Source organism: Winogradskyella sp. A3E31, from assembly GCF_046720935.1.
Taxonomy (GTDB): Bacteria; Bacteroidota; Bacteroidia; order Flavobacteriales; family Flavobacteriaceae; genus Winogradskyella.
Genome location: NZ_JBHNWH010000010.1, coordinates 56,382 through 76,617, shown reverse-complemented (window position 1 = coordinate 76,617; position 20,236 = coordinate 56,382). Strand labels below are relative to the sequence as shown.

Sequence of the window (20,236 nt, the reverse complement as noted above, 5' to 3'; positions counted from 1 at the left end):
TTGTAAGTTTTCCCTAATGTACCTTCAAAAGGCATTCCAAACCTATAAGAATTTAGGGATAATAACGTTTTGATGAGTGAAGTTACCAATTTTATGAGTGAGCTAGTATTAGGAAAATATAAAAATGGCATTTGTTTTGCTCCTAGAGGATAAGTATTATTTTTACAGACCCATGAAAAAATCTATTTCATTCTTATTTCTTTTTTTAATAACATCTATTGTATCAGCACAACAGCCTCATGATAAGGTTGAGCAATTGATAGAGGAAAAACAGTTTCAGAAAGCTGAAGACATTATGTCTGACTATGTTAGCAAACATCCAGATGATGCCAAAGCTATTGAGCTTTTGGGAGATGCTCATGGACACCAAAAAGACTGGGATAATGCAATAACTCAGTACGAAAAACTTACCAAGTTAGATTCTAAAAATGCTAATTACCATTATAAATATGGTGGTGCAATGGGTATGAAAGCGTTGAGCATTAGTAAAATTAGAGCGCTTGGGATTATAAATGATGTCAAGAGAGAATTCATACTAGCAGCAGAATTAGACCCGAAGCACATCGACACACGTTGGGCATTAGTGGAATTGTATATGTCCTTACCGGGAATTGTTGGCGGGAGCATGTCTAAGTCTTTGCGTTATGCAAACGAGTTGGAAAACCTGTCCAAAGTTGATGGGTATTTGGCCAAGGGATATATTTACGAATATGAGGATGAACCAGAAAAAGCTGAATATTATTATAAAATGGCTTTAAAAGTCGGTGGATCATTAACTTGTTTTGACAAGCTGACAAATCTCTATGAAACTCAAAAGCAACCAGAGAAAGCCATAGCAAACATAGAATCTGCCCAAAAGAAGCATCATAGAAATGCATTGCATTACCAAATAGGAAAGGTATGTGCAGATTACAATTTACAGTTAGACAAAGGGGAACTATGTCTAAAAACCTATATAGAAAACTACTCAGCTGCTGATGGTGTCCCTAAGGAATGGGCGTATTACCGTTTGGCTCAAATCTACAAGCACAAAAAAGAAAAGACCAAGGCTTTGGAGTATATTGATAAGGCCCTCGATATGAAGTCTGATTTTGAACAGGCTCTTGAAGAAAAAGAGTCTATACTTCAGATTTAATACTGTTATATTTTTAATTCACATGGAATAGGATTGGGCTTACCCGCCCTAAATTTTTGTTAATTATTTTAAATTAATAGTAATACTATTATATTTGCAAGTAAATAATTTAAAAATGATAAATTTACTTTCAAACTTAAAAATTGCTGTCCCTGACAAAATATTTATCAAGGATCCCGAATCTTCTGATTTGGGAAAGCGTATCATTCAGAATAGTATAGTTCTTATTGATGACATAGGCTTCGATAATTTTACATTTAAGAAGCTAGGAGCAAAGATTGGGTCTAACGAAAGTTCAGTTTATCGCTACTTTGAGAATAAACACAAACTTCTCCTTTATTTAACCTCATGGTATTGGGCTTGGATTGAATATCAACTAGTTTTTGCAACCCATAATATGACTGATACAGAGGAGAAACTTGTTAAGGCTATAGAAACAGTCACTAAGACAATTCAAGAGGATGTTACTTTTTCTCATATTAATGAAGTCAAGTTAAACACCATAATCATTAATGAGTACTCCAAGTCCTATCTTACCAAAGAAGTAGATACCGAAAACAAAGAGGGCTATTTTGTGGTGTACAAAAGATTGATAGGTAGAATTAAAGATATGATCTTGACGATAAACCCAGATTACAAGTATGCTTCAAGTTTGGCAAGTACAGTTGTAGAAGGAGCTTTGCATCAGCATTATTTAGTAGAGCATTTTCCTTCTATCACTGATTGTAATACTAAAATAACACCAACAGACTACTTTAAGAATGTTGTATTTAATGCCATTAAAACCAACTAAATGAATAATAATAATAATACACAGACAATGACTCCTTGGGAGCGCTTAGTGGGCTTATTGAAACTAGAGAAGAGAGCGGTGAGACAAGTGCTTTATTATGCCATATTTTCTGGAATAGTGTCCTTGACTTTGCCCCTGGGGATACAAGCTATTATAAACTTAATTCAAGGCGCACAAGTAAGTACGTCATGGATTATATTGGTCATCTTAGTAACTGTCGGAACATCATTTGTAGGCATTCTGCAATTGATGCAAATAAGGATTATTGAGTCCATCCAACAGCGAATTTTTACACGATCTTCTTTTGAGTTCACTTATAGGTTTCCGAAAATCAAAATGCAGCAATTGAGAAACTATTATCCGCCTGAGTTAGCAAATAGATTTTTTGATACGTTGACCATTCAAAAAAGTTTGGCTAAGATTTTGGTCGATGTACCGACAGCTGCACTTCAGATAGTTTTTGCATTGATACTACTTTCATTTTACCATCCGTTTTTTATAGCATTCGGATTTCTATTATTACTTCTAATTTATGTCGTTTTTAAATTTACCGCTCAGCGCGGTATGGATACAAGTCTAGAAGAGTCGTTGCACAAATACAAAGTGGCACATTGGATTCAAGAAGTGGCAAGAGCAGTCATAAGCTTTAAACTTTCTGGTAAAACAAGCCTGGCATTAAATAAAAACGATGAATTGGTAAATCAATATCTAAAAGCAAGAGAAAGTCATTTTAAAATCTTGGTCATACAATTTATTCAAATGATTGGCTTTAAAGTATTGGTAACAGGAGGACTGTTAATTATAGGTGGATTGTTGGTTTTAAATCAGGAAATGAATATTGGTCAATTTGTAGCAGCTGAAATCATTATACTTCTTGTTATAGCGTCTGTAGAAAAACTTATTTTAGGACTAGAACCTTTTTACGATGCATTGACATCCTTAGAAAAGATGGGACAAGTTGTTGATAAAGAGCTAGAACCACAAGATGGATCTAAGCCGTTATTTGAAAATGGCTTGAACATTGAATTAGATAAAGTAAGTTACTCTGTGCCTAATAGGGAATTTAAAATACTAAAACGTATTTCATTAAATGTCCACCCTCAGAGTCGTATTTTAGTTAAAGGGGTTAGTGGTTCGGGTAAATCAACTTTGTTACAGCTTATAGCAGGTATCATTGATGCAACTGAGGGCAATATTTATGTTAATGATGTCAATATAAAAACAATTAGCCTTAATCATTACAGGTCTCATTTAGGTTTATCTTTGGCAGAAGAAACTTCTTTTGAGGGAAGTATCCGTGAAAATATTGCATTTGGATCTAAAGACTTGTCAGATAATCAAATTCTTTGGGCTGCTGATAAAGTTGGGCTTTCCCAATTCTTAAAAGAATGTCCCGATGGGTTAAATACCATACTATACCCAGAAGGGAAGCGTATGTCTTATACCATTGTTAAAAAATTGGTATTAGCTCGTGCCATTGTTGATAAACCTCAGCTATTGATTTTAGAAGATCCTTTAGAGCATTTTGAGATTGAAGAAGCTCATAAAATGATTGATTTTCTAACAGATCCGGGCAATCCATGGGCATTGATTGTAGTTAGTACAAATCCTTATTGGTCAAACTTATGTACCCAAGTTGTTACATTAAATAATGGACAATTAATCTAGAAAAGCTATGTTAAATATATCTCATAATCAACTTAATAAGTCTGTTGATATTACAGGAACAAAATCAGGTAAGCGTGTTTTTCATACAGATTATTTTAAATACTTTAATCGGTTTTTAGCAGCTTTCACAATTGTTGGTTTCATCATACTCTTTTTACCATGGACACAAAATATCACTGGTAGAGGGCAGGTAACCACATTAACTCCAGATCAAAGACCACAAACCATTCAATCGCCAATCCCTGGCCGTATTGAAAAGTGGTTTGTACGTGAAGGGGATTTTGTTGCAAAAGGGGATACTATTATGAAAATCTCTGAAGTTAAAAGCGAATATTTTGACCCTAATTTAGTGGAGAGAACAGGGATGCAAAGAGATGCTAAAGCACTTTCTGTAGAATCTTATACAGAAAAAGTAAAGGCTTTAAATCGGCAGATTAGTGCATTGACACAAGAAAGACGCCTAAAATTAGAGCAGGCTCGTAATAAATTATTACAAGCTAAACTGAAGGTGGAAAGTGACAGTATTGATCTTGAAGCTGCTAAAACCAACAGGGCAATAGCACAACGTCAATATGATCGTACAGCGACCCTAGAAGGCGAAGGATTTAAGGCTACTAAGGATGTAGAAGATAAGAGACTGAAACTTCAGGAAACTGAAGCTAAATTAATTTCACAAACCAATGATTTATTGGCAAGCAGAAATGAAGTCTTAAACGCACAAATGGAAATTTCTCGTACTGATGCTGAGTATGCAGACAAAATATCTAAAGCACAAAGCGATAAATTTACAGCGCAATCGAGTCAGTTCGACACAGAAGCTCAGGTTTCGAAATTAGACAACGAATACTCTAATTACAAAATTAGAAATAGCTTATTGTACATAACTGCACCTTATGATGGATATATTAATAAAGCAGTGCGGGGTGGTGTAGGACAAACATTTAAGGAAGGAGAGCAATTGGTAGGTATAATGCCAGCACAAGTCGATTTAGCCGTTGAGACTTTTGTAGAACCTATAGATTTACCGCTAATTCATATTGGTGCAAAAGTCCGTGTTCAATTCGATGGCTGGCCTGCCATTGTTTTCAGTGGTTGGCCAAGTGCGTCTTACGGAACTTATGGTGGAAAGGTAGTAGCCATAGAAAACTTTATTAGTGACAATGGTAAATTTAGAGTCTTGTTAGCTCCTGATGTAGAGGATAATCCGTGGCCTAAAGATATTAGAGCAGGTTCTGGTGCGTTTACAATGGCTTTGTTAGATGATGTCCCTATTTGGTTTGAGTTATGGAGAAAGTTAAATGGATTTCCCCCAAATTATTATCAAACAGAAAATCAAGTTAACGCAGCTAAAAAATAAGAGATGAAGTATAGATTTTTCTTATATCTGTCTTGTTTTCTTGGGGCTTTACATGCTCAAGAATTACCATCCGAAGTGCTACGGTTTGATGAATATTTGGGGTACGTTAAAGCATTTCATCCTATAGTAAAGCAGGCAGAACTTATTGTTGATGAAAGTCAGGCAAAATTGATGAAATCTCGAGGAGCTTTCGACCCCAAGATCGAAGTAGATTATGACCGAAAGAAATTTAAATCGTTGGAGTATTTTGACAAGTTGAACGCTACATTTAAAATACCAACATGGTATGGCATAGAATTAAAAGCCAATTTTGAGGAGAATACTGGGGATTTTTTAAATCCTGAAGCGTCCGTGCCTAAAGATGGATTGTATAATGCAGGCGTAAGTTTTTCAGTAGCTCAAGGCTTATTGATTAATGAACGCATGGCAACTTTAAAACAAGCAAAACTATTTAGAGAACAAGCTTTAGCGGATAGAGATATTGAGGTTAACAACATTTTTTTTGAAGCTTCAAAAGTGTATTTCAACTGGTTACAGGCCTACAACGAAAACCAGTTGTACAAAACATTTTTAGTAAATGCAGAACAGCGTTTTAGAGGTGTAAAGCGAAGTGTAGAAGTCGGTGAGCGCGCTCCGATTGATTCTATCGAAGCACGAATTGCTGTTAATGATAGAAAACTGAATTTTGAGCAGACGAAGGTCAAATTCATAAAAGCCACCTTAGAACTGTCTAATTACCTGTGGATTAATGACGTTCCCGTAGAATTGCAAGATAATATAGTACCAGATGTTGATAGTGAATCTCGTATAGATATGACATTTAATATTAGCAGTTTAAGGCAAGATACTTTGTTGGTTGATACTCATCCTAAACTAAAGTCATTAGATTTTAAACGACAAGGTTTAGAAGTAGAAAAGCGACTCAAAGCCAATATGTTGTTGCCACGTGTGGATCTGCAGTACAATTTTTTAAGTACAACCCCAGACATTGCAAGATCTTTTAATATGGCTGATTATAAGGCTGGATTGAATTTAAGCTTTCCACTTTTTTTACGGAAAGAACGCGGTGATCTAAAGTTGGCAAAATTGAAATTAAATGACAACCAATTTGAAATAGACGCTACAAGAATTAATCTAAACAATAAAATAACTGCCTTAAGACGAGAGTTAGACTCCTACCTTATACAAAATGACGTTATCGCTCAAATGGTGTCTGATTATTCTCAAATGCTAAGGGGAGAGGAGCGTAAGTTTGAATTGGGAGAAAGTTCTTTGTTTTTGGTGAATTCTCGGGAGTCTAAACTCATCGATGGTCAGTTAAAGGCTATTTCGCTACAAAACAAATACTTTACCACAAAAGCAAAATTATTCAACAGCTTGGCGGTGAATCCAGAGTTTTAGTAATCTCAGTCTTATCCTTTTTGAAGTCATTTAATTTGGAATTAGACATTTGTAACTTGATATTTGTTGTATGAACGTACATTTTATAGCCATTGGTGGAGCAGCCATGCACAATCTCGCCATAGCACTCCATAATAAAGGATACAAAGTCACGGGAAGTGACGACACCATTTTCGATCCTTCTAAATCCCGATTAGAAGCAAAAGGCTTGCTGCCACAATCTTTTGGTTGGTTTCCTGAAAAAATTACTTCAGATTTGGATGCTATTGTTTTGGGGATGCACGCCAAGGTCGATAATCCAGAATTGCTAAAGGCACAAGAACTAGGGTTAAAAATCTATAGCTATCCTGAGTTTTTATACGAGCAGTCCAAAAATAAAACACGTGTTGTTATTAGTGGGAGCCATGGTAAGACGACTATTACGTCTATGATTCTTCACGTGATGCATTATCACGACCGAGACGTTGATTATATGGTTGGTGCTCAACTTGAAGGGTTTGAGGTGATGGTAAAACTCACCGAAGAGAATGATTTTATAGTGTTGGAAGGGGATGAATATTTAAGTTCCCCGATTGACAGACGACCAAAATTTCATTTGTACAAGCCTAATATAGCTTTGTTGAGCGGGATTGCTTGGGATCATATTAATGTATTCCCGACTTATGACAATTATGTGGAGCAGTTCAATATTTTTGTAGACTCAATTGTTAGGGGAGGAAGTATTAATTATAATGAAGAAGATGCTGAGGTAAAACGAGTGGTGGAGGCTTCAGAAAACCAAATACGTAAACTGCCTTATGGAACTCCAGAATATACAGTGGAAGATGGCGAAACACTTTTAGACACTCCAGAAGGTCCAATGCCAATCGAGGTTTTTGGAGCGCATAACCTCAGTAATTTAGCTGGTGCCAAATGGATATGTCAGCACATGGGCATTGACGAAGATGATTTCTACGAAGCTATTTCAACCTTTAAGGGAGCAAGCAAGCGCTTAGAAAAAATAGCAGAATCTAAAACGAGTGTAGCTTATAAAGATTTTGCACATTCGCCAAGCAAGGTAGAAGCGACTACTAAAGCGTTAAAGTACCAATACCCAGACAGAACCTTAGTAGCCTGTTTAGAACTGCATACCTATAGCAGTTTAAATGCTGAATTTTTAAAAGAATACAAAGGCGCTTTGGATGCTGCTGATGTTGCTGTTGTATTTTATTCTCCACATGCGGTAGAAATTAAAAAATTAGAGGAAGTCACAAAAGAGCAAATTGCTACAGCTTTTGAACGTGATGATTTGGTCATTTATACTAATCCAGATGAGTTTAAAACATTTTTGTCCTCACAAGAATTTAAAAACAAGTCGCTATTACTGATGAGCTCAGGTAATTACGGGGGATTGGATTTTGAAGAGGTGACGAGTTTGTTCGAGGATTAAAAAATGTTAATATTAAGGATTTTTTTATTGAAATTTCAGTCTTTTATTATGGAGTCTATTTTTTTAATTAAGTCTTTTGCAATTTCTTTCTGATACAATAATCTATTAAGAACCGCTTCTTTCCTGTTATAATTAGCCCAAGTAATATTTCTAAATTGAGAAGCGTTTATAAATTCTCTAAAAGCATTGATATTTTTTTCTGTTGTTTGAGGGTTTGATATCGATTCATTTTTCGAAACAAGACGTGTTAGGTCAATATTTTTATAGGTTCCGAGAAAATCGGAATGATATACATCAATACTCTGTTCTTCATCCCATTCAATATACTCCGAATAGGCTACATATTCCTTATTATAATAATTATTAATCTCGGTGAATATTGAGTTGAGTAACCCAGACTCTAAAAAACCAGTATTGGAGAGCTTAAGGTAAGTAGCATTGTCTATATGATAGATTCTGGTTGAGTGATAAGACGTTTTTAAAAGAGAAAGAAGAGAATCAGTTGAAATTATGTCTAAAAAAGCGGGATTCAATAAAGACTTGTTTTGGGTGATTGTTTTTTGGATTCTTTCAATCGCTGTATTAAACGTTACTGTGTCAGTTTTTAAGTCCTTTTTTATATCAGATAAATAACTTCTTGCTAATGATGCTGTTCTTCGATTTTCATTCCAATTATTAATTTGTAGTGCAATTAAAATCCCAATAACTACTAGGATGATTTCTCCAATGGCGTATTTGATGTAAGGTCCTGTTTTATTCTGTTCCATAAGGTTGTATCTAATTTGTCTAAAAAACTTAATCATTAGTCATTCAATTCTATATTTATCATTTCTAACAGTCTTTTTGCGTTATTTATTTGTCTATTATAATATGCTTTTTGCGTATTCATTAGTTGAATTCTAGCAAAGGCTAGATTTTCGATTGCAGGATCTTGATGATATTCTAAAAGCGATTTTCTTTTGCGATATTCAGACTTTATAGCATTGGAGTCCATAAAATCAAATTTCATTAAATATGGCCCTATTTGATTTCTGGAATAAGAAGCAAGAGCTTCATCTACACTTGCCGTTTGTTCATCTATAGTTTTGTAATAACCAAGCACAGTTTCTAACAAATCTTGATTTTCGATAATATTTATTTTACCTGATGAAATCAAGTTGGTCATGGCACTTTCATTAGGGGTAAATCTTTGAAAATACCATAAGGATTTGTAATAACCATCAAGATCACTTGTCTTGTAGTCAAAAGGGTTTCTTATAATTAGTAAAAAACTATCAATCTTAACACGAGCATTATTTTCAGCCGTTAGTATTTTGTTGTATTGGTTAATATCGTCTTGTATGTTGATTGAAATTTTATCTAAAATGTTATTTTCCAGAATTCTTTCTTTTCTATCTTCATTCCAATTGTTAATCTGTAATGCTATTAAAATCCCAATCACCACAAGGATAATTTCGCCTATGGCATATTTTAGATACTTGCCAGTCTTGTTTTGTTCCATATGGTTGTAGCGTATTTTTCTGAAGAATTTTAGCATTGATTAATAGTTTGTAATAATGAAGCCCGTCGGTGGTTTCTATATAGGTATTCACAAAAAACTCTGTTTTGTTTTTCCATAAGGTTTTTGTAATGTGAAGTGTAGTTTAGTTTAGTGTTTTTGCCCTATAACTTCAAATTATTGTTTTTCTTCGCCGATGCAACCTTCAAAAAAAGGAAGAAATTCAAATAATTCGACTTTAAATACACCGTTAATTACAGTAGAATCTCGTTGGGTTATTAATTTGGCTTCATCGATATTTTTTGCCTCAAGAATCATAAAACCATAATCTGAATACCTCCCTCCAATTATGATTTTCTTTTCTTTTCTTAAATTTTGTAGATGAATAGAATGCTGTTTAAACTTAAGTTGTTCTGAAGTAGATACGTTTTCGTTCCATGCTTTTCCTTTAGAATAAACCATTGCAAAAAGTTGTTTTTCTTCTTGAGAATACCCCATAGATACTATAGATAGTAATAAGATTAAGGTGGTTAGTGTTTTTCCCATAATTTTATATTTTTTATCAATTTTGGTGCAGATTAATATAACAATTGATACTCGTTACATACCGAAATGACACAATCGGATAGATTATATATTTCCGAACTATACCCACAAAACTTTAATCATTTAGATGCTTCTTAAAAAAGGCAATAGTCCGTTCCCATGATAAATTAGCCGCTTCTTTATCGTAGCGTGGTGTAGTGTTATTGTGAAAGCCGTGATTGACTTCTGGATAAATATAAGCTTCGTATTCTACGTCATTGGCTTTAAGAGCTTCTTCAAAAGCTGGCCAACCGGCATTGACTCTAGTGTCTAATTCTCCATATTGAAGTAGGAGTGGAGCCTCAATCTTCGCAGCATCTTCTGATTCTGGTTGACGTCCGTAATACGGAACTGCAGCACCTAAATCTGGTAAACGTACCGCCATCATATTTGAAATCCAGCCTCCAAAACAAAAGCCAACGACACCAACCTTACCATTACAATCTTTATGGTTCTTTAGGTGATGGTAGGCAGCAATAAAATCTTCAAGCATTTCGTCGCGATCTCTTTGACGCTGCATGGTACGGCCATCATCATCATTCCCAGGATAACCGCCCAGCGGGGTCAATGCATCTGGAGCTAAGCTTATAAAGCCTGCTTTGGCGGTACGACGACCTACATCTTCAACATAAGGATTAAGTCCTCGATTTTCGTGAACGACAATAACACCAGGCAGTTTGGTTTTTCCTTTAGGCTTAGACAATAAACCTTTAATTGTTCCACCGCCTTTAGGAGACTCATAAGTAATATAGTCTGATTCTAAATTTGGGTCTTGTGGTTCTACCAAAATACTATCCACATAATTTGGGGACATAAAACTCAATAGTGAAGATACTGTAACCCCACCAATGGCATAAAGAGATAGTTTTTCGGCAAATTGTCTTCGGTTTAATTTATTATGGGCATAATCATCGTAAAGGTCAAAGACTTCTTGTTTAATGTCTTCTTTTTTGAGTGGTTTCATAATGGAAGAGTTTATAATTGGTAAAACCCTAAATTACAAATATTTAAAACACACTATCCAAAAATTGTTTAATACTTTCTTGGTTGGCTCTCACTAATTCTTCACGGGCAGCTTTAATATCCTTAGGCTTTTTATCTTGTGACAGTTTAAACTTACCTTCCCAATGGGTTATTTCTATCTCAAACATTTCGATATAGTTGAGGTTACTATCTAATCGAGGGTTTTCAGGTTCTAAAACGTATTTATGATCTGGAGCTTCGAGAAATTCAGTCATAGTTATTAAAGACTTTTTCAATGCATCTTTGCTTTCAATGGCTTTGACTCTGCCTTTAAGATGGACTCTAATATAGTTCCAAGTTGGTAATTGTGTGGTGGAATATATGCTCGGTGAGATGTAACATTGAGGCCCATAAAATAAGATGGTAATAGGGTTGTTGTCTTTCAACAGCTTTGCTTGTGGGTTGTAAATATCGATATGCCCAATGAGTTTACCGTTTTCAAAAATCAGTGGTAGATGTGTAATTAAAGGCTCGCCATCTTTAACCGAAATGAGAGTTGCTAAAGGATAAGATTTTATGACATCAATCATGTGATTGATATCGTTGTCTTGATGGTGTTTAGGTGGGTACACTAATTTTGATTTACGATTTACGATTTACGATTTACGATTTACGATTGCTGATAGCTGATTGCTGTTGGATGATGATACTAAACCGCCACTGCATACTGCGACTGTATACTGCCAACTAATCATACTCCAAACTGCCTCAAGTGATGATCCAAATGCTTATACTGCATCTTTCCCCATTGGTCTTTGGTTAATTTGCCAAAAGTTGGATGTGCTTGCCATTCAGATTTATTGCGTTCTGCATTCAGTTCTTCGGTAAGACTAAGCAGTGCCTCTTTTTCTTTACTAAATTCTCGTTCATCAGTTATCCTGAATAGTTTCAAAGTCGGCATATTCTTTTTCCAGAGGGTATCGCTGTACATACTTTTTTTAAAAAAGGTTTTGGCAAACCAGTTGGGTTTTAAACCATACGTGTTTTTTTGTAGTACAATGTTTAGAGGCATTTGGCAATGGTGAAGCATTTGCGCAACATCCATTTTACCCCATTGTGCATTTGTGTGTGGTTCTAGCTTTTCAATTCGAGTTTTGACTTGCTCGTGAACACCATCATCAAAAATTGATTTCATATTTATGGATTTTGATTGTTCTTCGAATTTACAATTTTTTATCTTTAGTGCATGCCAGAACAACAATCTTCGTTTTCCATTAAAAATTGGTCACAGGACGATCAGCCTCGTGAAAAATTACGGGACAAAGGAAAAAGTACGTTGAGTGATGCCGAATTAGTGGCGATTTTAATTAGTACTGGTAATAAAAATGAAAGTGCCGTAGCATTAAGTCAACGTATTTTAGCGAGTACAAACCACAGCTTAAATGCCCTTGGTAAATTGTCCCTTAAACAGCTTATGGAATTTAAAGGTATTGGAGAAGCCAAAGCCATAACCATTACTGCAGCTTTAGAACTGGGACGACGACGAAAATTGGAAGAGCCTTCAGCCCTCAAAAAAATAGATTCTAGTAGAGCTGTTTTTAACATAATGCATCCTATTATCGGGGATTTACCCCATGAAGAATTCTGGATTATATATTTAAACAATTCCAATAAAGTTATACAAAAAAGCCAATTGAGTAAAGGTGGGATTACTGGTACAATGGTCGATGTGAGATTGGTTTTAAAAACTGCTTTAGAAGTTGGTGCTGTGGCATTGATTTTAGTCCATAACCATCCATCAGGAACTTTAAAACCAAGCAATGCAGATAAGGCAGTGACTATAAAATTGAAAAAAGCGGCTGAAGGTTTAGACATAAAAGTCTTGGACCATCTCATCATTACCGAAAAAGAATACCTTAGTTTTGCTGATGAACAATTGATGTAAATTAATGCTGCTCGTTTATACCCATAAAATTACTCCAAGGTTAACCTATACATTTAAGCATATTTGCAAGCGTATATTAGGTATTGATGTTAGCTTTACCTCAAAGGTCGAAGATTTTATAGCTCACGACAGTTTAAAAATGTCTTACACTAGGCAGCCGTTGAGTAATGAAATTTTTATAAAAAGTCACGAATTACTTTTTGAGCAAGGGCTGTCCGATGTTGAAGTTAATGTTTCGGATTGGGATAATACAAAGGGTTTTTTTGTAACCAATGATCGTAGCCATTTGCCTTTCGATATTTTTGCAGCTTCATTTTATCTCATGTCTCGTTACGAAGAATACTTACCACAGGTAAGGGATGATTATGGCCGTTTTATCGCATCAGAGAGCTTGGCAAAAAAAGAAGGGTTTTTAAGACAACCTATTGTTGACATTTGGGCTTATAAACTCAAGTCGGTTTTACAAGAAGGATTTCCCAAATTTGAATTTCCAAAACGGAGCTATGAGGTACAACCAGTCATTGATGTGCCTAGTGCTTTCTATTATAGAAAAAAAGGGCTGTTACGAACAATCGGAGGGGTTTTAGGGGATGTAATCAGGTTTAAATTTAAACAATTATACGAGCGGATTTCGGTATTGCTTGGTTTTAAACGAGACCCGTATGACAGTTTTAAGTGGATTATAAAGCGTCAAAAGAAATGCGCTTTTAAATTTAGTGTGTTTTTCCTCATCGGGGATTATTCTACTTACGACAAAAATATAAGCATCAATAAAAAGGAATTTGTCTCCCTTATTAAATCTATCGGGGATTATTGTAGTGTGGGTTTAAAAGCATCCTACTTTGCACTAGAAGATTTTGAAAAGCTTAAAAAAGAGAAAACTAAAATGGAATCCGTTATTAATAGAGATGTCATTGGAGTGAGAAATTCCTTTTCTAAATTGAATTTACCAAGTACCTACCGTAACTTATTGGAACTAGAAGTATATCAGGATTTTACAATGGGCTATATCAACGAATTGGGTTTTAGAGCTGGTACGTGTACACCTTTTCTTTTTTACGACTTGGATTACGAGGTGCAGACACCATTAGTAATCAATCCATATCACATGATGGATTTTGCGCTTTTGAAGCATAGGTCCCTGCTTGACAAAGCCGAACATTTACAGCGTTTTATGAACGAGATAAAGGCTGTAAATGGCACTTTTACACCGGTGTTTCATAATTATTCATTAGGTGGCGATGCCAGATGGAAAGGTTTTAGAACTTTGTTTAACCTAGCAATAGACTCAGTAAATGACTAAGCTAATAAAGCATGTTTTTTTTGATTTGGATCATACCCTTTGGGACTTTGATAGAAATTCGGGCCTGACTTTTGAAAAGATTTTCAAAATTCACAAACTAGATTTAGCACTTCAGGATTTTTTGAATGTGTATGAGCCTATTAACTTTAAGTATTGGAAACTCTATAGAGAAGAACGCGTTTCAAAGTCAGATTTAAGGTATGGCAGGTTAAAGGATGCGTTTACAGCAATTAATATGGAGGTTTCAGATGAGATTATTTATCAATTATCTGAAGATTACATTACCTATTTAAGTAATTTTAATCATGTTTTTGAAGGAACAGAAGACATTTTAAACCATTTAAAACAATCCTATCAATTGCATATTATAACCAATGGATTTGAAGAAATTCAGGAAAAGAAAATGAAGACCTCTAATATTAGGCATCATTTTAAAACTGTTACAAATTCAGAAATGGTTGGTGTAAAAAAACCTAATCCAAAAATATTTAACTTTGCGTTAGAGCAAGCTGGGGCAATAGCATCTGAGTCCATAATGATTGGTGATAATTTAGAAGCTGATATCGAAGGGGCGATTGCAGTAGGGATGGAGTCCATTCTTTTTGATTATGCCAATAGATATCCTAAAGTAGAATTAAATCGTGTGAGCCAGCTTAAGGATTTGATTCGGTATTTGTGATTAATTAATAAAATTCAATTTTCGATGATAAAAAATATAACCGTATTTGCATTGCTATTTACTTTTGCGATGTCCTATTCACAAAAAAGCCTGAATAACTACAAATATGTTGTAGTCCCTATTCAACTAGACTTTTTAAAAGGTCAGGATCAGTATAGAACCAGTTCTCTGACAAAACACCTGTTTAATCAATTAGGTGTAAAGGCCTATTTTGATGTACAAGAATTGCCAAAAGAATTATTTGAAAACAGATGTAAAGCACTTTATGCCGATGTTAATAAAGTTAAGGGCGGCTTTTTAAAAACCAATATACAAATTGAATTAAAGGATTGTGTGGGTAATATTATAGAAACCTCTCAAATTGGTAGCACTAAGGAAAAGGAATATAAGGAAGCATATAGTATTGCCATAAAAGAAGCCTTTGAGTCTTTTAATTTTATGGGGTATTCTTATGAGCCTTTAGAAGAGGAAATGATGGTAGTACCAGTTGCAAAAAGTCAAAAGCCTATAGAAGAAGATACTGCTACAAAATCTGAAATCGAAAGTTTAAAAAAAGAAATTAAAAAGCTAAAGGAAGACAAAGCAGAAGAAAAAATGCCTGAGCCAGAAGTTAAGGTAAATGAACAGACGGTTAAAGAAGTAGAACCAGAAACTAACATGTCTAAATCAAATAGTGATTTATTATATGCCCAAAAGATAGAAGGGGGCTTTCAGCTAGTGGATTCAGAGCCAAAAAAAGTTATGGTGCTTTTAAATACAGCAGCAGACAATGTGTATACTGTAAAAGGAAAAGAAGCGATTGTATTTAAGAAAGATGGTCAATGGATTTATTCGGAAAATACAGGCGCTACAAAAACAGAAAAAGTTCTAAATATAAAGTTTTAGTAGCCGTATTTATCTTTCCATAATGTTTTAAGATATTGACGTTGGGCTAACTCTCTACTGTTGTTTCCAGGTTCATAGAGTCTCGTGTTCTCAATTTCGTTAGGTAAAAATTCTTGATTTACGAAATTGTTTTCAAAGTCGTGGGCGTACTTATACTGGTCACCATAGCCCAATTCTTTCATTAATTTTGTCGGTGCATTCCTTAGACCTAATGGCACTGATAGGTCTCCTGTTTGTTTCACCAGTTGCTGTGCTTTGTTAATAGCCATATACGCAGCATTGCTTTTTGGGGAACTCGCCAAATATGTGGTGCACTGACTCAAAATAATTCTAGATTCTGGATTGCCAATAACGGATACCGCCTGGAAGGTGTTGTTAGCAATAACCAATGCAGTCGGGTTGGCGTTACCGATATCCTCACTAGCTAAAATTAATAATCGTCTAGCAATAAATTTCACATCCTCACCACCTTCAATCATACGAGCGAGATAATAAACAGCAGCGTTGGGATCACTACCTCTAATGGATTTTATAAATGCCGAAATGATATCGTAGTGTTGTTCTCCGGTTTTATCGTATCGTGCAGTATTACTTTGTACCTGCTTAAGTACAGCCTTATTTGTTATTTCAATGGTGTCTCCTTCAAATGAAGTTACTATCAGTTCAAAAATATTCAACAATTTACGAGCATCACCTCCAGATAACCTTAAAAGAGCATCGGTCTCTTTTAATTCAATGTCTAACTTTGAAAGTACTTCATCTTTTTTTACTGCTCGGTGCAACAATGCTTCAAGGTCTGATTTACTAAAAGACTCTAACACATAAACTTGACAACGTGATAGGAGAGCAGGGATGACTTCAAAACTTGGATTTTCCGTAGTTGCTCCAATCAAGGTAACCCATCCTTTTTCAACAGCTTCTAATAAGGAATCTTGTTGCGATTTGCTAAATCGATGAATTTCGTCTATAAATAGTATTGGGTTTTTAGCAGTAAATAAACCTCCACTTTTTTTAGCCTTATCAATGACCTCCCTAATATCTTTAACCCCAGAATTGATGGCACTCAATTTGTAAAAAGGGCGTTCAGACTCATTGGCAATGATATAAGCCAGAGTAGTTTTACCGATACCCGGAGGTCCCCATAAAATCAATGACGGAATCACCCCGCTTTTAATTTGTTGGTATAGCGCACCGTCTTCACCAACCAAATGGGTTTGGCTTAGATAATCATCTAAATTTTGTGGTCTAAGACGTTCTGCCAATGGAATATTCATAAAGTAAAATTACAAAATGTGGCTTATAAAAATCTTAAATTAGCAGATAATGAGTGACAATTATTCAGTCATTTGCAATATGGCGAGAAATTTGACAGCATAAACTAAAATATCTTAATGAGTCAAAATTTCAAATACTCTAATCGTGTGGTTATTTACCCTTTATTAATGGTATTTACTATTTGGTTGGTTTTTTGGTTTCAGGTTAGAGTTTATGGTGGTATTAAAAACTATGGTATCCACCCTCAGGAAATTGATGGTCTATTTGGGATTTTTACGAGCCCTTTCTTGCACGCCAACATTCAACATCTATATCATAATTCCATTCCACTTTTTGTGCTAACCATGGCACTGTTTTATTTCTATAATAAAATAGCTTGGAGAGTTATTTTTTTTGGAATAGTTGTGTCGGGGTTTTTAACATGGATTATAGGAAAATCTGGTAACCATATCGGTGCCAGTGGTCTCATCTATGTATTAGTAAGCTTTATGTTTTTTAAAGGGATTTTAGCTAAGCATTATCGTCTCATTGCACTATCTCTTTTAGTAATTTTTCTATATGGCAGTATGATTTGGTATGTTTTTCCTATAAAGGATGGCGTGTCATGGGAAGGTCATTTGGGCGGTTTACTTACAGGATTGGTATTTGCAATTATATTCCGAAGATCTGTAGCTAAACCAGAACGTTATGTGTGGGAGCAACCTACTTACAATGAAGCCGACGACCCTTTTATGAAACAGTTTGATGAAGATGGAAATTTTATAGAACAAAAACCTGAAGATGAAACTGATTTAGAATCTGATGAAGTCTCAAAAACAAGCATAAATTATATTTTCAAAAACAAAGAAGACTGATGTTATTGACGCTGTCTCACCGCTTCATATAAAAAAGCCCCACAAGCTACTGAGACATTTAAGGACTCAATTTCGCCAAGTATGGGAAGTTTGGCCTGTTCATCAACAGCTTTTAAAACAGAAGGATTTATACCACGTCCTTCTGATCCCATGATAATGGCACAGGGCTCTTTTAGGGATACATCATAAATGGTTTGATTTGCTTTCTCAGTGGCAGCTATAACTTTAATGCTTGAAGCCTGCATGTGGTAAACAGCATCCTTAATATGATCGACCTTACAAATTGGAATTTTAAAAATAGCTCCGGCACTTGTTTTTATGGTATCACCATTAATAGGTGCTCCGCCTTTTTTTTGAATGATAATACCAGAAACACCTGTGCATTCTGCTGTTCTTATAATAGCTCCAAAATTTCTAACATCACTTAGCTGGTCTAAAAGTAAAAACAATGGATTTACACCAGATTCAATAACATTTAGTACTAAATCATCTATAGAATGAAAACCCACTGGTGAAATTTGAGCTGCTGCACCTTGATGATTTCCGCCTTTAGATAAACGGTTAAGCTTTTCAATGGGCACATAACTCGAATTAATTTTCTCGGATCTAATAAGTCCTTCCAACTCTTGAAAAAGTTCCCCTCGAAGCCCTTTCTGTAAAAAAACTTTATCGATAGACTTACCAGAATTTATAGCTTCAATGATGGCTCTAATACCAAAGATGGTGCTTTCATTTTTCATGGGGTAAAGGTATAAAAAAACCACCCAGATTATGGGTGGTTTTAAGACTATTAAATCTCTTATTAATTTTGATCGCCAGGCCCAATGTTAGGATTAGCATCAATCTCAGCTTGAGGGATTTTAAATATCCAGTCATCATTCACTGAGGGTCTTTCTATTTGATATGCTCCTTGGTACAATACAGAAGAGGCACCAGAGCCACCATCAGCTGCATGGTCAATACCTTCATCCCATCTAATTTTATTGGTATATCCAAATCCTTCGCCCCACATTTCTACTCTCCATTGAAATTTAATCTCATCCATAAGACTAGTTTGGTCGATAAAAACTGTTGCATCGAACGCACTATCTCTTGTTGATACCAATGCGTCTAATGCTTGTTGAGCACCAATAATGTCATTCATCATAGCTTTAGCTTCAGCTTCAACAAGATACATTTCAGAAGATCGCATATAAATGACATCATCAGGATCAATCGTTCCTGGATTTGCTTGTTTTAATTTAAAATGCATGTATGGATGCGTATTATGACCAGAAACTAAACCATAAGTGCTTTTTATATCAGCAATGGCAGCATCAAATTCTTCTTCAGTTGTATATAAAGGATTGGTGTTATTATCCCATCCTCCTTCTCCGTTTGCAGCAGAAGTATTTGAGTTTGGTGCATCTGGTAAAAATACATCTTTTCTAAAGTCTGTATCAGGAATTGCATCTACTAATCTTCTATCAGCAATTTTTGGGTTATTTCTGATTTGGCTTCCATTGAACGTGTTACTTGCTAAATAGAAATATGATCGGAAAAATGTAGTTTCTGTTTCTATAACATTACTTCCCCAAATAACTTCAGACAATCCGTTAGAGTTGAATCCAGATTTCCAATCACCTTCGCTCAATAATGGGTAACCTTGTCTAGCAGCTACAGCTTCATCTGCAGCTGTTTGCCAATCACCTTTAGACAATGCCCAACGTGCTTTAATTCCATGTGCCGCATTAGCATTTAATTGCATTTTTGCCGCTGGACTAGCTCCACCACTACCACTACCATTATCTCCTCCTGCCGCAAATGCAGCTATAGCAGCATCCAAATCTAATTCTATTTGGTCATAAATTTCTTGAACCGTTGATCTAGCTTCACTAGTAAATGGTGATTCTGATGAGAATAATAACGGAACCCCAAGATCAGTCGCTGGATTGCCAATTAAATAACCTCTACCATAATGTTGAACAAGTGAAAGGTATGCATAAGCTCTGTAAGTGTAAGCTTGTCCCAAAATTCTATTTAGTCCTTCGGTCATTGTTAAACCTCCATTTTCAATTCCATTAATCAATAGATTAGCATGTAAAATGATGTTATAACGATGATACCATAGTAACTCATTTGTCAGAGATGTTGGTATTGTATGGTCATTCCATTGCATAGTTGTTCTCCAACCTAAGTTATTGGCACTTGCCGAATGGATTAATTCACCTGCCAAGTTATCTCCCATAGGAACCCAAAAATGATTGTTAGCTCGAGCTGTATTTCCTCCAGGAAATACAGTTTGGGATTGTGAAAATAATCCGCGGTGTACACCGTTTAAAACCAATTGCATATTTGCTTCATTTGCAAGGGCATCACCAGCGGCTATCGCATCTGTGGGTGTTCTTTCTAAAAATTCTTCATTGCATGATACTATTGGCACTAATAATAAAGCCAAAAGCAAAATTTTTATTTTTTTAAACATAA

General features: G+C 35.2%; 20 protein-coding genes. 11 read left to right on the top strand and 9 right to left on the bottom strand.

Features of this window, described 5'->3' with window-relative positions; genetic code table 11:
• Positions 1–124 precede the first annotated feature (124 nt).
• The 6 genes from ACFEMA_RS13090 to ACFEMA_RS13065 all read left to right on the top strand — a co-directional run bounded on the left by ACFEMA_RS13090 (position 125) and on the right by ACFEMA_RS13065 (position 7,783).
• Entirely contained in the window at positions 125–1,135 is a 1,011-nt protein-coding gene (locus ACFEMA_RS13090) for a tetratricopeptide repeat protein (RefSeq protein WP_411768659.1), read from the top strand.
• Positions 1,136–1,250: 115 nt separating this feature from the next.
• Positions 1,251–1,928 (top strand): TetR/AcrR family transcriptional regulator, encoded by a 678-nt coding sequence (locus ACFEMA_RS13085; RefSeq protein WP_411768658.1) that lies wholly within the window; start codon positions 1,251–1,253, stop codon positions 1,926–1,928.
• The gene (locus ACFEMA_RS13080; RefSeq protein WP_411768657.1) at positions 1,929–3,596 is read left to right on the top strand and encodes a peptidase domain-containing ABC transporter; all 1,668 of its coding nucleotides are present in this window, start codon (positions 1,929–1,931) and stop codon (positions 3,594–3,596) included.
• Between the two features lie 7 nt (positions 3,597–3,603).
• The gene (locus tag ACFEMA_RS13075; protein WP_411768656.1) at positions 3,604–4,953 is read left to right on the top strand and encodes an HlyD family secretion protein; all 1,350 of its coding nucleotides are present in this window, start codon (positions 3,604–3,606) and stop codon (positions 4,951–4,953) included.
• Between the two features lie 3 nt (positions 4,954–4,956).
• Positions 4,957–6,354: a TolC family protein gene (locus ACFEMA_RS13070; RefSeq protein WP_411768655.1), complete on the top strand. Its 1,398-nt coding sequence runs from the start codon at positions 4,957–4,959 to the stop codon at positions 6,352–6,354.
• A 70-nt stretch (positions 6,355–6,424) separates the two neighbouring features.
• A complete protein-coding gene (locus ACFEMA_RS13065; RefSeq protein WP_411768654.1) occupies positions 6,425–7,783 on the top strand; it encodes a UDP-N-acetylmuramate--L-alanine ligase in 1,359 nt (452 codons plus the stop codon).
• A gap of 35 nt (positions 7,784–7,818) precedes the next feature.
• Here ACFEMA_RS13065 and ACFEMA_RS13060 read toward each other — a convergent pair whose 3' ends face one another.
• The 6 genes from ACFEMA_RS13060 to ACFEMA_RS13035 all read right to left on the bottom strand — a co-directional run bounded on the left by ACFEMA_RS13060 (position 7,819) and on the right by ACFEMA_RS13035 (position 12,024).
• Positions 7,819–8,550, bottom strand: coding sequence for a DUF6090 family protein (locus ACFEMA_RS13060; RefSeq protein ID WP_411768653.1), 732 nt, complete (start codon positions 8,548–8,550; stop codon positions 7,819–7,821).
• A 35-nt stretch (positions 8,551–8,585) separates the two neighbouring features.
• Entirely contained in the window at positions 8,586–9,320 is a 735-nt protein-coding gene (locus ACFEMA_RS13055) for a DUF6090 family protein (RefSeq protein WP_411768652.1), read from the bottom strand.
• 138 nt (positions 9,321–9,458) lie between these two features.
• On the bottom strand, positions 9,459–9,827 hold the full coding sequence (locus ACFEMA_RS13050) for a YciI family protein (RefSeq protein WP_411768651.1): 369 nt from the start codon (positions 9,825–9,827) through the stop codon (positions 9,459–9,461).
• Between the two features lie 115 nt (positions 9,828–9,942).
• Entirely contained in the window at positions 9,943–10,830 is an 888-nt protein-coding gene (locus tag ACFEMA_RS13045) for a dienelactone hydrolase family protein (protein ID WP_411768650.1), read from the bottom strand.
• Positions 10,831–10,873: 43 nt separating this feature from the next.
• Positions 10,874–11,461, bottom strand: coding sequence for an FMN-binding negative transcriptional regulator (locus ACFEMA_RS13040; protein ID WP_411768649.1), 588 nt, complete (start codon positions 11,459–11,461; stop codon positions 10,874–10,876).
• Positions 11,462–11,580: 119 nt separating this feature from the next.
• Positions 11,581–12,024 (bottom strand): DUF1569 domain-containing protein, encoded by a 444-nt coding sequence (locus tag ACFEMA_RS13035; RefSeq protein WP_411768648.1) that lies wholly within the window; start codon positions 12,022–12,024, stop codon positions 11,581–11,583.
• Positions 12,025–12,075: 51 nt separating this feature from the next.
• Here ACFEMA_RS13035 and radC point away from each other — a divergent pair, with 51 nt between their 5' ends.
• The 4 genes from radC to ACFEMA_RS13015 are packed head-to-tail and all read left to right on the top strand — an operon-like array spanning position 12,076 to position 15,641.
• Positions 12,076–12,774 (top strand): RadC family protein, encoded by a 699-nt coding sequence (gene radC, locus ACFEMA_RS13030; protein ID WP_411768647.1) that lies wholly within the window; start codon positions 12,076–12,078, stop codon positions 12,772–12,774.
• A 4-nt stretch (positions 12,775–12,778) separates the two neighbouring features.
• On the top strand, positions 12,779–14,077 hold the full coding sequence (locus tag ACFEMA_RS13025; RefSeq protein ID WP_411768646.1) for a polysaccharide deacetylase family protein: 1,299 nt from the start codon (positions 12,779–12,781) through the stop codon (positions 14,075–14,077).
• Positions 14,070–14,756 carry a YjjG family noncanonical pyrimidine nucleotidase gene (locus ACFEMA_RS13020; protein ID WP_411768645.1) on the top strand — a complete coding sequence of 229 codons (687 nt, stop codon included), beginning with the start codon at positions 14,070–14,072 and terminating at the stop codon, positions 14,754–14,756. Before ACFEMA_RS13025 ends, ACFEMA_RS13020 begins: the two co-directional genes overlap by 8 nt.
• Before the next feature lie 24 nt (positions 14,757–14,780).
• Positions 14,781–15,641 (top strand): hypothetical protein, encoded by an 861-nt coding sequence (locus ACFEMA_RS13015; protein WP_411768644.1) that lies wholly within the window; start codon positions 14,781–14,783, stop codon positions 15,639–15,641.
• On the opposite strand, the gene ACFEMA_RS13010 is transcribed toward ACFEMA_RS13015, so the two are convergent.
• The gene (locus tag ACFEMA_RS13010) at positions 15,638–16,915 is read right to left on the bottom strand and encodes a replication-associated recombination protein A (protein WP_411768643.1); all 1,278 of its coding nucleotides are present in this window, start codon (positions 16,913–16,915) and stop codon (positions 15,638–15,640) included. The two genes, ACFEMA_RS13015 and ACFEMA_RS13010, sit on opposite strands and share 4 nt — an antisense overlap.
• Positions 16,916–17,032: 117 nt before the next feature.
• Between ACFEMA_RS13010 and ACFEMA_RS13005 the strand changes: the two genes are divergently transcribed.
• The gene (locus ACFEMA_RS13005) at positions 17,033–17,770 is read left to right on the top strand and encodes a rhomboid family intramembrane serine protease (RefSeq protein WP_411768642.1); all 738 of its coding nucleotides are present in this window, start codon (positions 17,033–17,035) and stop codon (positions 17,768–17,770) included.
• Positions 17,771–17,772: 2 nt separating this feature from the next.
• Here ACFEMA_RS13005 and rlmB read toward each other — a convergent pair whose 3' ends face one another.
• Together rlmB and ACFEMA_RS12995 are read right to left on the bottom strand one after the other, a co-directional pair.
• Positions 17,773–18,510, bottom strand: coding sequence for a 23S rRNA (guanosine(2251)-2'-O)-methyltransferase RlmB (gene rlmB, locus ACFEMA_RS13000; protein WP_411768641.1), 738 nt, complete (start codon positions 18,508–18,510; stop codon positions 17,773–17,775).
• A 62-nt stretch (positions 18,511–18,572) separates the two neighbouring features.
• Positions 18,573–20,234 (bottom strand): RagB/SusD family nutrient uptake outer membrane protein, encoded by a 1,662-nt coding sequence (locus ACFEMA_RS12995; protein WP_411768640.1) that lies wholly within the window; start codon positions 20,232–20,234, stop codon positions 18,573–18,575.
• Between the last annotated feature and the right edge of the window lie 2 nt (positions 20,235–20,236).